Raw genomic sequence first — 14,271 nt, 5'->3', positions numbered from 1 at the left:
TTTCTCACCTCTTTCTTATTATATAAAATAATTTGCAAAATGCAACTATTACTTTAAATTATTTTTTAAATTTTGATATGCTGTGACAAAACTATGATACGTCTCCTTACCGTATATCAGTAAATCGCCTTTAAAAAAGTTCTGCGTCATAAATTCATTTGCCTGCACAATATCATAGTTCCTTGATAAAATTACAAGCTTGAAGTAAGCTTCAAAATAATCAACAGAGAGAACACCTGAATGATTTACTGTCACAAATCACCACCACCTTTACTTAAATTTGAACGATTAACTTCTCCATTGCCATAACATCAACATACTGTCCATCTAGAATACCCTGATTCTTAAATATGCCAACCTCACGATACCCTTTCTTTAGATATAGGCCTTGACCAAGCTTATTGAACGGAAATGTAAAAAGGACTATTTTATGAAAATCATTTTCTTTTGCAAACTTCTCAATTTCTGTTAATAACAAACTCCCAATGCCCATCCCTCTGTACTCTCTAGCAATATATATTGATAAATCTGCAACTCCTGCATATGCACAACGGTTATTGTAAAGATTTAATGAGGACCATCCTAAAATCTTTCCTTTTTGTTCAGCAACAATAACTTTAAATCGTCCTTTGTGTTGTTCAAACCACTCTTTCATGTACAGAAAATCTTTTGGTTCAGATTCTAAAGTGGCTATTCTGTCTTCAATTCCTTGATTGTATATGTTCAGAATGGATTCTAAATCCTTTATAATTGCTTCTCGAATCATAACCATACTTTTCCCCTCCAACATTTCCAACTTCTTCTTGTTAGTAAATATAAAGCAAATAATTGCAATTTGCAAATGTTTTTTATAATAGAATTTGTCATTAGAACTTTCGTACATTGTATAATTTTTTCGTCTCTTATTAATTAACATTATTAATATTAGTTACCAACTTTAAAGTTACTGGACAATTATCTCCTACTAATGACTCCTAATATTGGACAGTCATTTAACATTGGTGAATAAAAGAGACCTATTCATATATACGAATAGGTCTCTAGTTTCAAAATCTAAGTCTTTATAGGGCATCAACAATCCCGTTTTTGATTCTGAACAGAGGTAATCTTGACATTATCAATTCTTTTTTTTGTTAAAGTGGATAATAAGGATCATTTTTCTTCCTAATAAGGCTTATTTGTTATTCTCATTAGGCTCATTTGTTTTTCCTAATCACAATTGTTGCTTTGAAATAAAGTTTGATCAAAAATACCCCCTAAGCAAGCATTTTACGATAAATAAAAAGAATCCATTTTGAAAAAAGATTGATCAAAATGGATTCTTATCCAGCAGATTAATGTTTCGGGTTTATAAAAAAGTTTGATCATTTCAGTAATCCTTATTCCACTAACTCTCCTTTTGTGGAATAACAAATCAACATAAGAAAGCGTCGATTAAACGTAGAAGTAAATAATAACAATATTTATTTTTACAGGTTTTTTTAGCTTTAGGTCTTTAAACAATTCGTACACAACGACCTCAACGATTAAAGGTATTGAGGTCGTACATGCTTTATATAGGAAATTTTGAGTTGGTGAGAAACCATTGGAATTTTTACATGGATGGATAATTAATCGTCATATTTAATCTTGTCAATTCATTGCCTGGATTGTGATACGCATGTTTACAGTTAGCTTTGAATCTGATCGAGTGATCTTTTTCGAGTAAATAGGTTTGCCCTAATATCGTTAATTCGAGCTGCCCATCAAATAAAGTAATGTATTCCTCTGTGCCATCATGATGAGGATCTGCTTCTAAATACCCCCCCGGCTCAATTTCTACCATGTATATTTCAAACTGCTTATCATCTTCGAACGGAAAATATGGATACACTTTATATTTCCCATCATTCTCTGGCAATTCCAATAAATCGTTTTTTGATATTATCTTTATATCATTCGTTGATTCTTTAATTAGTGAAGTGAAAGAAACCTTTAATCCATTCGCAATTTTCCACATGGTCGTTATCGTTGGAATAGAGTCTCCACGTTCTATTTGGCCTAACATTGTTTTACTGACACCTGTTAATTCTGAAACTTTATCCAGACTTAATTTATTAGCCTTTCTGTATGCCTTCATATTTTCAGCTACCACCACATGTATTTCCTTCACATCGTATCCCCCATTTCCTATTTACAATATAACGTATATAATGTACAATTTAAAGCACATATCAATATAAAGCATTTTTGTACATTATAACACACAAAGGGTGAAGTCATCATGTCAATGTTGTCGCTATTGGTTTATGCATTTGTCGCAAGTTTCACACCGGGGCCTAATAATATTATGTCGTTGTATTACGCCAATAAATTTGGTTTGAAACAGACTTTCAGATTTTGCATAGGGGTTGGTTTTGGATTTTTTATTTTATTATTATTCGCTAATTATTTTAGTGTTGCATTAAATACCGTTTTTCCAGAAGTCGAGTTAATTATGAAATTATTTGGTTGTCTCTATTTACTCTATCTAGCTTATAAAATAATTACGAGCAAACTTGGTAAAGAACAACAATTTAATAATCGATATAACAATTTAAAGTCAGGCGCTATGTTGCAATTCATCAATCCTAAAGCAACTATTTATGCCATTACAGTCACAGCCACATTCGTGACACCCTTTTATCACCATTATTTGACTCAGTTTCTATTTGTGATCTTGTTAGCTGTGATTGGATTCTTAGGGACATTCAGTTGGAGTTTGTTTGGGTCATTATTCAAGAAGTTGATTGCTAAATATCAGACGGTTTTCAATATCATCATGGCTTTGTTACTTGTTTATACTGCGGCTACGATTTTATTTCATTAAAAATCCCTACGAAAAAGAGAATGAAGAAATAGGAGAATATCGCTGTATTTGTACTCGAATAAGGGGATATTATTAGAAATCTGAATGACTAACAATAGAAATACAAAATGTGTGTTTGTTGAACAAGAAGTAAAAGAGTGGTACATAATATATATGATTATGTACCACCCTTTATTTTTAATGACCTTTTACAATTTAGGTCTTGATAATTTATAAACGGTACGACTTTATTTCAAACCCACATTTAGATGTTCTTTTTCTTTTCGACACAAAAACACCCCTTTAGATAATCATATCCAAAGGGGTAAAACGTCGCGACTTTTTTATAAACATCGTGACTTTTTTATAAACATCGCATCTTTTTTATAAACTTCGCGATTTTATTTCAAATCCACAACAATTAGAATGTATTGCTGCCCTCTTACTCAACCGTAACCGATTTCGCAAGGTTGCGTGGTTTGTCGACGTCGCAGTCGCGGTGAAGGGCTGCGTAATAGGCAATTAATTGCATTGGTATGACAGAGATAAGCGGTGTTAATAATTCATGTACTTCTGGGATGACAAAACTGTCTTCATCCATATTTAGACCCTTCATCGAGATGATGCATGGGTTTGCACCACGGGCTGCAACTTCTTTCACATTTCCGCGAATGCTAAGGTTCACATTTTCTTGAGTGGCAAGAGCAATAACCGGTGTACCCTCTTCAATTAATGCAATGGTACCGTGCTTTAATTCGCCGCCGGCAAAACCTTCTGCTTGAATATAAGAGATTTCCTTCAGTTTCAAGGCACCTTCTAAGCAAACATAGTAGTCAACACCGCGGCCAATGAAAAAGGCATTACGTGTTACCGATAAAAATTCTCTTGAAATATGCTCAAATAATTCTTTAGAGTCGCAAAGAACTTCCATTGCGTTAGCGATAATCCCAAGCTCATGCACAAGGTCAAAACTCACTTCAATATTTTGGCTTTTCGCTGTCACTTCAGCTAAAATAGCTAAAACAGCTAACTGTGCAGTATAGGCCTTTGAAGAGGCAACCGCAATTTCAGGACCTGCATGCAGCAGTAGTGTATAATCCGCTTCACGAGAAAGTGTCGAGCCAGGAACATTAGTGATCGTTAACGTGCGATACCCCATTCCTTTTACTTTAACAAGCACCGCACGGCTGTCCGCAGTTTCCCCACTTTGTGAAATAAAGATAAACAATGGCTTCTTCGTTAGAAGCGGCATATTGTAAACAAATTCACTGGCAATATGAACTTCAACTGGAAGCTTCGCAATGCCTTCGATGAACTGTTTGCCAACAAGACCTGCATGATAAGAAGTACCAGCTGCAATAATGTAAACACGATCAGATTGATTCATTGCACTAATAATCTCAGGGTCAATTGTTAATTCCTCTTGGTCATTTTGATACGTTTGAATAATCTTACGCATGACAAGTGGCTGTTCATCGATCTCTTTTAACATATAATGTGGGTACGTGCCTTTTTCAATGTCACTTGCATCAAGTTCTGCTGTGTAAGGCTCACGGCTTATGACTTCTCCATTCAGATTTTGAATGGTTACATGATCCTTCGTAACAATAACAATTTCCTTGTCCATCAGTTCAAGGTATTGGTTTGTTACTTGCAGCATTGCCATCGCATCACTTGCGACAACATTAAAGTCGTTACCTAGACCAACAAGTAACGGGCTTTTATTTTTCGCTACATAAATGGTGTCGTGGTCCTCAGCATCTAATAAGGCAATAGCATATGAACCGTGTAACAGGGAAAGCGTTTTGCGGAAGGCCTCAATAACCTCTAATCCCTCATTTACAAACAGTTCAATTAGCTGAACGATAACCTCTGTATCTGTTTCACTGATAAAATGAACGTCTGTTAAATATTCACGCTTTAAAAGATCATAGTTCTCGATTACACCGTTGTGAACAAGTGTAAAGCGGCTGGATGTACTTTGATGCGGGTGGGAATTCACCTTGCTTGGTACACCGTGTGTTGCCCAGCGTGTATGGCCAATTCCGATAGTAGCCATTACATCCTCATCAACAATACTACGTAAATCCGCAATACGGCCTTTTTCTTTAAAAACATGAATGCCGTTCTCATTTTTCACAGCAATCCCTGCTGAATCATAGCCTCTATATTCAAGTTTTTCTAAACCTTTTAATAAAATTTCCTTCGAGTCGTTATTCCCAATATATCCAACAATTCCACACATTTTTAATTTCCTCCCTGATACAGGGGGCAAGGTGCTTCACGAGGGCAGTCTTGCCCCCTTATCTCTGTTTTTTTGTAAGGTATCTGTCTATACCTTTTTTTAAACATTACTGTTAGTATGCGCATTTTCTTCTCTTTGTGCACCGAGTTGCCTCAATGTTTTAAAGAAGAAATTTTCGGCCCTGCGTCGCAGCCGGGAGGTATCCGCCGAATTTTCGATAAACCTCCACCTCGTCAACTAATCTAACCACTGAAGATTAGTTCAGGCGCTTTAAATTGCTATTTTCTTCTCCTGCCCTCCTTTCAAATCAAAATGACCAACCCTGCTTTAAAATAACAAAGCAGATTAATCTTACATGATTTGTCAGTCGTCCGTCAACTAAAAACATAAATGTTAAAACTTTATTCAAAAACAATACATAATAAAATATGCATAAGGAATCCTTTGAGTTCCCCTATGCATATTTATTGGATCTTATTCTTTTAATTCCATTTCTTCTTTTACTACTGTAACAATACGATCAACATAGGATGCACACAATTCTTCCGTTGATGCCTCTGCCATAACGCGGACAAGTGGTTCTGTTCCGGATGGGCGAACAAGGATTCTACCGTTTCCGGCCATTTCCGCCTCCACTTGTTCAATAACCTCTTTTACTTTTGCATTATCTGTCACATGGTGTTTATCGGTTACGCGTACATTCACAAGCTTTTGCGGATATGTTTTCATTTCTCCGGCTAATTCTGATAAGGTCTTCCCAGTTGCCTTCATGATATTAACTAACTGAAGCCCTGATAATAGACCGTCACCAGTGGTGTTATAGTCCAAGAAAATAATATGACCTGATTGTTCACCGCCAAGATTAAAGCCGTTCTTCTTCATTTCTTCCACAACATAGCGGTCACCCACTGCTGTTGGTACACTATGGATACCATGGGTTTCAAGGGCTTTGTAAAATCCAAGATTGCTCATGACGGTTGAGACAATCGTACCATGTTTTAAGCGTCCCTGTTCTTTCATATACTTACCGCAAATGTACATGATCTGGTCACCATCGACGATATTTCCCTTTTCATCAATCGCAATCAGACGGTCACCATCGCCGTCAAAGGATAGACCGACATCGGCTCCTTTCTCTTTAACAAAAGCAGCTAGTGCTTCCGGATGCGTGGAGCCAACGCCTGCGTTGATATTTAATCCATTCGGTGATGCCCCCATTGTGGAAAGGTCTGCATCTAAATCTGCAAATAAATGCGATGCTAACGATGATGTTGCACCGTGAGCACAATCTAGGGCAACATGAATGCCTGAAAAGTCTTCCTCAACTGTATTTTTCAAGTATTGCAGATATTTTTGTCCGCCTTCAAAATAATCCATAACCTGACCAAGGTCTGCCCCTGTTGGCCGCGGCAATTGATCTTCCGCTAAATCAATTAACGACTCAATTTCTAACTCCTGTTCATCGGAAAGCTTAAAGCCATCCGGACCAAAAAATTTAATCCCGTTATCAGCCACCGGGTTATGTGAAGCAGAAATCATAACACCTGCCTGCGCCCCCAATGCTTTTGTTAAATAAGAGACTCCTGGTGTAGAAATGACTCCTAAGCGCATGACTTCTGCACCAATAGAAAGCAAACCGGCAACTAGAGCTCCCTCAAGCATATGTCCTGAAATACGTGTATCACGGCCTATCAGTACTTTAGGACGATCCTTATCCTTGGTTAACACATATCCGCCAAAACGGCCTAATTTAAAGGCCATTTCAGGTGTTAATTCACTATTTGCAACGCCGCGTACCCCATCGGTACCGAAATATTTTCCCATTTTAAAAATCTCTCCTTCAACATGTGAATTGCTGAATATTATGCATTATTCGTTATGGTAATTTTTGCAGTAGATTTGTCAGGTTTCCAATTGACGTCTTTTGGACCTTCGACTTGAATTTTGACATCATGACTACCTTCTGTTAAACCAGATAAGTCGATAAAAACAGTAAAATCTTCTGGATTTAGTCCTGTTACTGAACCGCTTGGGCCATCCACTATTAAATTAACCGTATGACTTGTTGGGTCATTCATCTCCGCTTTATAGGTATCAGCTAATCCCCGTATTTTTACAGGTATTCCTGAGACGGTTTTCTCTTCTTGTTTTTTAACCACTACAGTTGCTTTTACTGTTTGCGGTGTCACCTTCGTAATCCCATTTGAGATAATAACAGGTAAAGTAAGTGTGGTATTTTCAGATATTTTACTAATATCCACTTCTACCCGGACACTCTCTGTATTTTTCAGAACATCTTCATTTCCGGTGACGGTCGCTTCTTTTTGATCAAGTTCAATCGATTCAATTGTAACACCATCTGGAGCCGTACCTTTTTTCACCACATTAATGGGAACAGTCTTCGTGTTACTTTTTATTGGAATGGTCACCTTAACTGTCCCAGGTTCCACAACAACATCCAGCTTGTTTAGTTCTTTGTCAAGTACTTGGATGCGGGCTTCTTTTGTAATGGTTTCTTTCAGTTTACCTTTTTCTTCAAGGGTTGCCTTGACGTAGCTTATTCGGTCAATGATATCCTTGGCGCCAGTAATTTTCACTTTATTTGGCTCGACAACAGGTTGTCCGGCTGCATAGCCCTCTTCGATTTGACTCGAATTAATTTCAGCTTCTACCTTAAATTCCTTTGTGATCTTTTCTTGGATCGTTACTTCCACACTATCCGGTTTCAATGTCGCTTTTAATTTATCTGATAAATCTTTAACCTTAAGTTTCACCTTTTGTTTCCCAATCTTAGCATCTGTCAAATCTACAAATACCTCAAAGTTCTTTAACGCCTTTGCTGACTGGACATGTGTCATCGGTCCTTTTATCGTGATATCCACCGTGTTTGGAATGCCGGACACAACTAAATTTTCCGTATCATAATACACTTTTACCGGCATAGCCTTAATCGTCTCTGTCGTTTGTTCGCCAGGGACATTGACATCAGATAATTTTTTCCCTGTATGCGGGATCGATGAGTATAAAAGGACAGCCAATAACAAGGCAAGAATTTTTAAAAACCAAGGATTATCCATCAGTTTATCCATTATTTTTCCCCCTCCAGTTCCAGCGCGCTGAAGAAGCCTGTTTCACTTTATTATGAATAACCATATCACTCGTAAGTATTTCTTTTAATTCCTCCAATTTTAAATCGCGATGAAGCTCGCCATTCTTTGTTAGGGAGATATTACCTGTCTCTTCCGATACCACGACTGTTACACTATCGGTGACTTCACTTATTCCTAATGCAGCGCGATGCCTCGTGCCCAGCTCCTTTGAAATAAATGGGCTCTCGGATAAAGGAAGATAGCATGCTGCTGCTGAAACATTATTTCTTTGAATAATAACCGCACCATCATGCAGCGGTGTATTGGGAATAAAAATATTAATGAGCAATTCCGAAGAAATATTGGAATTTAACTGGATACCTGTTTCTATGTAATCGCTCATACCCGTTTCTCGTTCAATTGAGATTAACGCTCCGATTCGGCGTTTTGCCATATAATCGGTCGCCTTAACAATGGCTTCGACTGTTTTTTCCTGATTATCATCATCCTGTGTTCTGCTGCTGGAAAAAAAACGCCCTCTTCCTAATTGCTCAAGGGCCCTTCTAAGTTCAGGCTGAAAGATAATGATAACGGCAAGAAATCCCCAATTTATGGCCTGTTGCATCATCCAGCTTAGCGTAATTAAGCCGAGCCACTCACTGACCACTCTGACAAGAAGAATAACGAGAATTCCTTTTAATAACTGAACAGCCTTCGTCCCTCTTATCACATTGATGAGCTTATAAATGACATACCATACGAGGACAATATCAACAATACTAGCTAAATACTTCCATAAAGTGAAATCAGCAAATTGCATTGTTCTTCCTCCGTAACTTTCTTAAAACGTTTAGTGAACCAACATATTATATCATAAATACACTCTATACCTATTATATGAGCTGTTTAAAAAAACAAATCACTCATTACGAGTGATTTGTTTTTATCCCGCTAAGAACGGGCAGTAAGACTTTCACTGATTGAAGTTTTAATTTATTGGGTTTCAGACTGGTCAAAGATATCGATGACCTCTTGTGCCGTCCGTTTCATGTGATACCAAATCCAATCAAATACTTCATTTACTTCTTCAATTTGACCCGTTACGTGACCCGCAGAGGCTAAATACTTTTCACCATTGATGACCGTTACATCACCTTGGATTTCACCATTGATGACTGTTACATCACCTTGGATTTCACCTTCGATTTTCAACTTCCCATTGCGGACGACGACATCACCCTTGACCGTTTCCCCTTTAGGAACGATGACTGTATTATTTTTTACGACTAAGTTTTTTTGCTTCGAAACAGAAAACTCTCGGTCATGACTCCAGGTCGAAAATACACTTCCCATCATTAAAATCAAGAAAACGGAGGCGGCCGCTAGCATGGGATGATTCTTTAACCAGCGCTGCATCCAAACCTTCTTCTTCTCTTTTGGCAGACGTGCCAAAACATTGGCGGTAAAATCTGCGGGGGCCTCCATATGTGAAAGGCTTTTTACATAGGCAATACTCTTTTTTAATTCATTAAAAATCGTTTCACATTCCTTGCAGCTTTGGAGGTGTTCCCTTAATATTCGTTCCTTTTCAGGTACAATTTCTTCGTCTAAATATTCGTGCATTAGTTCGATGATTTGTTCTGGACACATGTATGGTTTCACCTCTTATCACACATATCGTAATTGTTGTCTTAATGCTTCTCGGCCACGGTGAATCCTTGTTTTAACCGTACCTAAAGGCAAATCGAGAATTTCACTGATTTCATTTAAAGACAACTCTTCAATATATTTTAATACGATCGGAGAACGATATTTTTCCGGCAGTTTTGATATTTCCTTCTGCACCGCCTCATGCAGCTCTAAACTCTCTACCTCCGACTCCGGCAGCGGCGTGTTGGAAGGAATTTGTGAATACATGGTTAACCCTTCTGTTCCTGCCACTTCGGCATCTAAATAATGATCTGGTTTCTTTTTTCGCATTCTATCAATACAAAGATTGGTTGCAATTCGAAAAAGCCATGTGGAAAATTTTAACTCCTGGTTAAACGAACGGATATTCACATAGGCACGGATAAATGCCTCCTGCGCCATATCCTCTGCTTCATGCCGATTCCCCAGCATTCTGAAACAAAGATGATAGACACTATTTTTATATATTTCAACGATTTCACCGTAGGCATCCTGATCGCCCTTGATGACTTGTTTGATTCTTTTTTTTACAATAGCTTCCATTAAATTCTCTCAGCTCCAATGCTGCTATACGATAATACGAATCGCTAGCAAAAAAGTTTCGTTTTAAACGAAAAACTTCTCAATACCTATAATTTTAACAAAAATTTACTAAGGAGGGGTAATATTAGTTTAAAGTTTTTCCCAAGGGAGATACAGGTAATAAAACTAGGAACGAGGCGACGCAAATGGGTACTCAATTTCGCAGATTAAAGGAAGAAATAGAAAGTTGTCGAGACGATATGGTTCGATTAGCGTCCGATTCTACATTAGCCAATCATCAAGTACTTGAAATTAGTCAGCGACTGGATCATTTATTAAATGAATTTAGTCACTATAAAAAGTAATGCAGCTGCATGGTTCGGATGCAGCTGCATTTTTCTATAAAAGTTTTTCACCAAATAATGAACCCATTAGCCCAACCGCGACAGATGCTGTTTTATTTTTTTCATCTAAGATTGGGTTTACTTCAACAAATTCCGCTGAAGTAATAATTTTTGCCTCCTCTAGCATTTCCATTGCCAGATGGCTTTCCCGGTAGCTGATGCCGCCCATAACCGGTGTACCTACACCAGGACATTCGCTGGGATCTAATCCATCTAAATCCAGTGATAGGTGAACCCCATCGGTTCTTTCCTTAAGGTAGGCAATCGTTTCTTCCATGACCTTCGCCATTCCCATTCGGTCAATTTCGTGCATCGTATAAACTTTTATTCCTTTTTCTTTAATTAAACTTCTTTCACCTTCATCAAGAGACCTGGCACCAATAATCACTACATTCTCAGGTTTAACCTTTGGAAAATATCCCCCGATTTCCGTTAATTTTGTGTGACCCAATCCTATGCTGATTGCCAAAGGCATACCATGAATGTTTCCTGAGGGGCTTGTCTCAGCTGTATTCAAATCACCATGGGCGTCATACCAAATGACACCAAGGTTCTTATAATGCTTCGCAACACCGGCTAATGTTCCGATGGCAATGCTATGGTCACCTCCAAGTACAAGTGGAAATGAACAAGATTGAACAGCTTCATCCACCTTTTCGGCTAGCATGGCGGTTTTTTCGGCAACTAAATCTAAATTTCTTAGGTTAGATTCCTGATCGACCACAACTTCCGGCCTTCCGATTGGAATATCACCTAAATCATGAACTTCATCAAATAGTGGCGATAGTCGTTCATTAATCCCCGCATAACGGATAGCACTTGGCCCCATATCTACTCCACGTCTCATTTGTCCTAAATCCATCGGCATTCCAATAATCGAAAGCTTTTTACTCATCGTTCGTATTCCCCCTAGCCGTTGATATAATACTATTTTAACCGCTTTCATACATATGACTCAACTCGACAAAACGATGTATATATATGCGTGGAGACATGGCCTGGTTTGTGGTTTATTGTTGGGTGAGACTTTGGAGGTAGTGGCCTTCGTAGCTTGGCTGCATAGTATTCCCAGGCAGGGTTCTATTTTTTAGTATTTATGATGTGTTTTGTGCCAAGTGCGACAAACTGCCCTTCATTAGCATGATGAAGACCTATTTGCTGGAATTCGTTAATATTTGAGGGTTGATTTTGTGAAGTGGACAGTAAAATTCAGAAAGTGGAAAGTAAAATTCAGAAAGTGGAAAGTAAATGAAAAAGTCTAGCCTAAAAGGGTAATTTAAATGGATCTCCGGCAGGAATCTGCCATAAGAAGGTCCTGAAATTAGATGCTTGAAAGAAAAATGACCTGAGCCAGGCTGCCCGCCTGGCTTTTTAGCTGGTTTGTGGGTGGATCAGAGTTTTAGCCTAGTCTTCATTGGTGTAAGAAAAGTCGTTAATACGCAATTTGGGCCATTTGTGACTATAGGAGTGGTCGTCTCAATTGATTTAGAATCAAAAAGTCGGAAATTTTTATGAGAAGTGAATTCAATAGTTTATTGGACGCATTTCATTCGGAATCTTTATTAAAAGTGAATCCAATGGCCCCTATTGGGTGCATAATTCTCGGGATATTTACCAGAAATGAATCCAATAGCCCTTATTGGGTGCATTCCACTCAATAATTTTTACCAAAAGTGAATCCAATAGCCCTTATTGGATGCATTACACTCAAGGATTTTACCAAAAGTGAATCCAATACCCCTCATTGGATGCATTACGCTCAAGATTTTTACCAAGAACGAATCCAATACCCCTTATTGGATGCATTACACTCAAGATTTTTACCAAGAACGAATCCAATACCCTCTATTGAATCAACCTCCTAATTTCGACAAAGTTTATGTCACTTACTACACATTTTCCGAAATACATGACATCGATTGGATAATTTCAGGGAATTAAGAAAATAAAAAAAAGCCTTAAATCAGCAACCTGATTTAAGGCGAAATATGTAGTGTGATGGTGGAACCTAGCGGGATCGAACCGCTGACCTCCTGCTCCGCATGCTAAAGAGATGCTCTCTCAGCTGAGCAGCTAAGGCCCAATTTTAAGTTGAAGCGGAAGACGGGATTCGAACCCGCGACCCCCACCTTGGCAAGGTGATGTTCTACCACTGAACTACTTCCGCTTATTTACAGATAAAAAACCCTAGAAAAAAATTTTCTAGGGTTTTATGATCTTAATTTATGAGCCATGAAGGACTCGAACCTTCGACCCTCTGATTAAAAGTCAGATGCTCTACCAACTGAGCTAATGGCTCATGGCTGGGCTAGCTGGATTTGAACCAACGCATGTCGCAGTCAAAGTGCGATGCCTTACCGCTTGGCTATAGCCCAATAAAGAAGTATTACTATCTAGTATGTCCAACGTTTCTAAAAATATGAATGGTGGAGGGGGACGGATTCGAACCGCCGAACCCGGAGGGAGCGGATTTACAGTCCGCCGCGTTTAGCCACTTCGCTACCCCTCCATATTCAATTTAGAAAAAAAGGTGCCGGCGAGAGGACTTGAACCCCCAACCTACTGATTACAAGTCAGTTGCTCTACCAATTGAGCTACCCCGGCAAATAGTTTGGAAAAATATTAAGTTCGTTCACGCTGTCTTTGATACCGTCATCCTGACCTCAGAAAGCTTATGCAAGCAGCAGCTCGGTCAGTATGCTGATGTTTATTCAGGAAGCTAATTCGTTCGTGCTCTACCAATTGAGCTACCCCGGCAAATAGTTTGGAAAAGATTTAGTTAACATAATAATATTATGGTGGAGGATGACGGGATCGAACCGCCGACCCTCTGCTTGTAAGGCAGATGCTCTCCCAGCTGAGCTAATCCTCCAAAAATGGTGACCCCTACGGGATTCGAACCCGTGTTACCGCCGTGAAAGGGCGGTGTCTTAACCGCTTGACCAAGGGGCCGAATCTTATTAAAATAGGTAAGCTTCCAAGCGGGCTCGAACCGCTGACCTCTTCCTTACCATGGAAGTGCTCTACCTACTGAGCTATGGAAGCATAGCTGAATTTCTTAGATGAATAAAAATGGCTCCGCAGGTAGGACTCGAACCTACGACCGATCGGTTAACAGCCGATAGCTCTACCACTGAGCTACTGCGGAATAATAATATAACAGCCTGGCAACGTCCTACTCTCACAGGGACGCATGTCCCAACTACCATCGGCGCTGAGAAGCTTAACTTCCGTGTTCGGTATGGGAACGGGTGTGACCTTCTCGCCATTGTTACCAGACTATTTATTCGACACTATTTTATTATAATGTCTTTTTTATATTTTTCAAGAGGAAATTTATTTTTTTCATTCCCTCAAAACTAGATAATGCAGAAGAAGTGTTTGTAAAAACGAGTTCGCTTTAAAAATTGGTTAAGTCCTCGAACGATTAGTATCAGTCAGCTCCACACGTCACCGCGCTTCCACCTCTGACCTATCAACCTGATCATCTTTCAG

Annotated in this window: 12 protein-coding genes, 9 tRNA genes and 2 rRNA genes; 2 read left to right on the top strand and 21 right to left on the bottom strand. The window is 38.7% G+C overall.

What is annotated here, in order from left to right; translation table 11 throughout:
* Positions 1 to 48: 48 nt before the first annotated feature.
* The 3 genes from ACIQXV_RS21040 to ACIQXV_RS21030 all read right to left on the bottom strand — a co-directional run bounded on the left by ACIQXV_RS21040 (position 49) and on the right by ACIQXV_RS21030 (position 2,152).
* Positions 49 to 255 carry a hypothetical protein gene (locus ACIQXV_RS21040; protein ID WP_402961820.1) on the bottom strand — a complete coding sequence of 69 codons (207 nt, stop codon included), beginning with the start codon at positions 253 to 255 and terminating at the stop codon, positions 49 to 51.
* Between the two features lie 19 nt (positions 256 to 274).
* Positions 275 to 772 (bottom strand): arsinothricin resistance N-acetyltransferase ArsN1 family A, encoded by a 498-nt coding sequence (locus tag ACIQXV_RS21035; protein WP_402961818.1) that lies wholly within the window; start codon positions 770 to 772, stop codon positions 275 to 277.
* A gap of 822 nt (positions 773 to 1,594) precedes the next feature.
* Positions 1,595 to 2,152 (bottom strand): helix-turn-helix domain-containing protein, encoded by a 558-nt coding sequence (locus tag ACIQXV_RS21030; protein ID WP_402961817.1) that lies wholly within the window; start codon positions 2,150 to 2,152, stop codon positions 1,595 to 1,597.
* Positions 2,153 to 2,263: 111 nt separating this feature from the next.
* Between ACIQXV_RS21030 and ACIQXV_RS21025 the strand changes: the two genes are divergently transcribed.
* Positions 2,264 to 2,848, top strand: a complete 585-nt coding sequence (locus tag ACIQXV_RS21025; RefSeq protein ID WP_402961815.1) for a LysE family translocator — start codon at positions 2,264 to 2,266, stop codon at positions 2,846 to 2,848.
* A gap of 421 nt (positions 2,849 to 3,269) precedes the next feature.
* Here the strand turns inward: ACIQXV_RS21025 and glmS are convergent, their stop codons facing one another.
* From glmS to sigW, 6 genes are all read right to left on the bottom strand, one after another.
* Entirely contained in the window at positions 3,270 to 5,072 is a 1,803-nt protein-coding gene (gene glmS / locus ACIQXV_RS21020; RefSeq protein WP_402961813.1) for a glutamine--fructose-6-phosphate transaminase (isomerizing), read from the bottom strand.
* A gap of 474 nt (positions 5,073 to 5,546) precedes the next feature.
* Positions 5,547 to 6,896, bottom strand: a complete 1,350-nt coding sequence (glmM, locus tag ACIQXV_RS21015) for a phosphoglucosamine mutase (RefSeq protein WP_402961811.1) — start codon at positions 6,894 to 6,896, stop codon at positions 5,547 to 5,549.
* Positions 6,897 to 6,934: 38 nt separating this feature from the next.
* Positions 6,935 to 8,161: a CdaR family protein gene (locus ACIQXV_RS21010; protein ID WP_402961810.1), complete on the bottom strand. Its 1,227-nt coding sequence runs from the start codon at positions 8,159 to 8,161 to the stop codon at positions 6,935 to 6,937.
* Positions 8,154 to 8,981, bottom strand: coding sequence for a diadenylate cyclase CdaA (cdaA, locus tag ACIQXV_RS21005; RefSeq protein WP_402961808.1), 828 nt, complete (start codon positions 8,979 to 8,981; stop codon positions 8,154 to 8,156). The genes ACIQXV_RS21010 and cdaA overlap by 8 nt, the downstream gene beginning before the upstream one ends.
* 173 nt (positions 8,982 to 9,154) lie before the next feature.
* On the bottom strand, positions 9,155 to 9,811 hold the full coding sequence (locus ACIQXV_RS21000; RefSeq protein ID WP_402961806.1) for a zf-HC2 domain-containing protein: 657 nt from the start codon (positions 9,809 to 9,811) through the stop codon (positions 9,155 to 9,157).
* 18 nt (positions 9,812 to 9,829) lie between these two features.
* Positions 9,830 to 10,393: an RNA polymerase sigma factor SigW gene (gene sigW, locus ACIQXV_RS20995; RefSeq protein ID WP_402961805.1), complete on the bottom strand. Its 564-nt coding sequence runs from the start codon at positions 10,391 to 10,393 to the stop codon at positions 9,830 to 9,832.
* A 185-nt stretch (positions 10,394 to 10,578) separates the two neighbouring features.
* Here sigW and ACIQXV_RS20990 point away from each other — a divergent pair, with 185 nt between their 5' ends.
* Positions 10,579 to 10,737, top strand: coding sequence for an aspartyl-phosphate phosphatase Spo0E family protein (locus tag ACIQXV_RS20990; protein ID WP_402961803.1), 159 nt, complete (start codon positions 10,579 to 10,581; stop codon positions 10,735 to 10,737).
* A 34-nt stretch (positions 10,738 to 10,771) separates the two neighbouring features.
* Here the strand turns inward: ACIQXV_RS20990 and rocF are convergent, their stop codons facing one another.
* The 12 genes from rocF to ACIQXV_RS20930 form a co-directional block, all read right to left on the bottom strand.
* A complete protein-coding gene (gene rocF, locus ACIQXV_RS20985) occupies positions 10,772 to 11,671 on the bottom strand; it encodes an arginase (protein ID WP_402961801.1) in 900 nt (299 codons plus the stop codon).
* A 1,200-nt stretch (positions 11,672 to 12,871) separates the two neighbouring features.
* Positions 12,872 to 12,943 (bottom strand) — tRNA-Gly (locus tag ACIQXV_RS20980).
* Between the two features lie 59 nt (positions 12,944 to 13,002).
* A tRNA-Lys gene (locus ACIQXV_RS20975) sits at positions 13,003 to 13,075 on the bottom strand.
* A 1-nt stretch (position 13,076) separates the two neighbouring features.
* Positions 13,077 to 13,151, bottom strand: a tRNA-Gln gene (locus ACIQXV_RS20970).
* Positions 13,152 to 13,200: 49 nt separating this feature from the next.
* A tRNA-Tyr gene (locus ACIQXV_RS20965) sits at positions 13,201 to 13,285 on the bottom strand.
* 22 nt (positions 13,286 to 13,307) lie between these two features.
* Positions 13,308 to 13,380, bottom strand: a tRNA-Thr gene (locus ACIQXV_RS20960).
* 192 nt (positions 13,381 to 13,572) lie between these two features.
* Positions 13,573 to 13,648 (bottom strand) — tRNA-Val (locus ACIQXV_RS20955).
* A 5-nt stretch (positions 13,649 to 13,653) separates the two neighbouring features.
* Positions 13,654 to 13,728 (bottom strand) — tRNA-Glu (locus ACIQXV_RS20950).
* A gap of 20 nt (positions 13,729 to 13,748) precedes the next feature.
* Positions 13,749 to 13,821 (bottom strand) — tRNA-Thr (locus ACIQXV_RS20945).
* A 28-nt stretch (positions 13,822 to 13,849) separates the two neighbouring features.
* Positions 13,850 to 13,924, bottom strand: a tRNA-Asn gene (locus tag ACIQXV_RS20940).
* A 14-nt stretch (positions 13,925 to 13,938) separates the two neighbouring features.
* A 5S ribosomal RNA gene (gene rrf / locus ACIQXV_RS20935) occupies positions 13,939 to 14,055 on the bottom strand.
* Between the two features lie 128 nt (positions 14,056 to 14,183).
* Positions 14,184 to 14,271, bottom strand: a 23S ribosomal RNA gene (locus ACIQXV_RS20930); the annotation flags it as partial.

Source organism: Neobacillus sp. NPDC097160 (assembly GCF_044762155.1).
GTDB lineage: Bacteria > Bacillota > Bacilli > Bacillales > Cytobacillaceae > Neobacillus.
The sequence above is the reverse complement of the archived record's forward strand: the minus strand, read 5'-3'. Positions and strand labels throughout refer to the sequence as shown.

Bases quoted from the DNA above. Each gene is read 5' to 3' on its own strand.
- ACIQXV_RS21000 (WP_402961806.1), bottom strand. From the start codon at position 9,811: ATGTGTCCAGAACAAATCATCGAACTAATGCACGAATATTTAGACGAA.
- ACIQXV_RS21010 (WP_402961810.1), bottom strand. From the start codon at position 8,161: ATGGATAAACTGATGGATAATCCTTGGTTTTTAAAAATTCTTGCCTTG.
- ACIQXV_RS20990 (WP_402961803.1), top strand. From the start codon at position 10,579: ATGGGTACTCAATTTCGCAGATTAAAGGAAGAAATAGAAAGTTGTCGA.
- ACIQXV_RS21035 (WP_402961818.1), bottom strand. From the start codon at position 772: ATGGTTATGATTCGAGAAGCAATTATAAAGGATTTAGAATCCATTCTG.
- glmM (WP_402961811.1), bottom strand. From the start codon at position 6,896: ATGGGAAAATATTTCGGTACCGATGGGGTACGCGGCGTTGCAAATAGT.
- ACIQXV_RS21025 (WP_402961815.1), top strand. From the start codon at position 2,264: ATGTCAATGTTGTCGCTATTGGTTTATGCATTTGTCGCAAGTTTCACA.
- sigW (WP_402961805.1), bottom strand. From the start codon at position 10,393: ATGGAAGCTATTGTAAAAAAAAGAATCAAACAAGTCATCAAGGGCGAT.
- rocF (WP_402961801.1), bottom strand. From the start codon at position 11,671: ATGAGTAAAAAGCTTTCGATTATTGGAATGCCGATGGATTTAGGACAA.
- glmS (WP_402961813.1), bottom strand. From the start codon at position 5,072: ATGTGTGGAATTGTTGGATATATTGGGAATAACGACTCGAAGGAAATT.
- cdaA (WP_402961808.1), bottom strand. From the start codon at position 8,981: ATGCAATTTGCTGATTTCACTTTATGGAAGTATTTAGCTAGTATTGTT.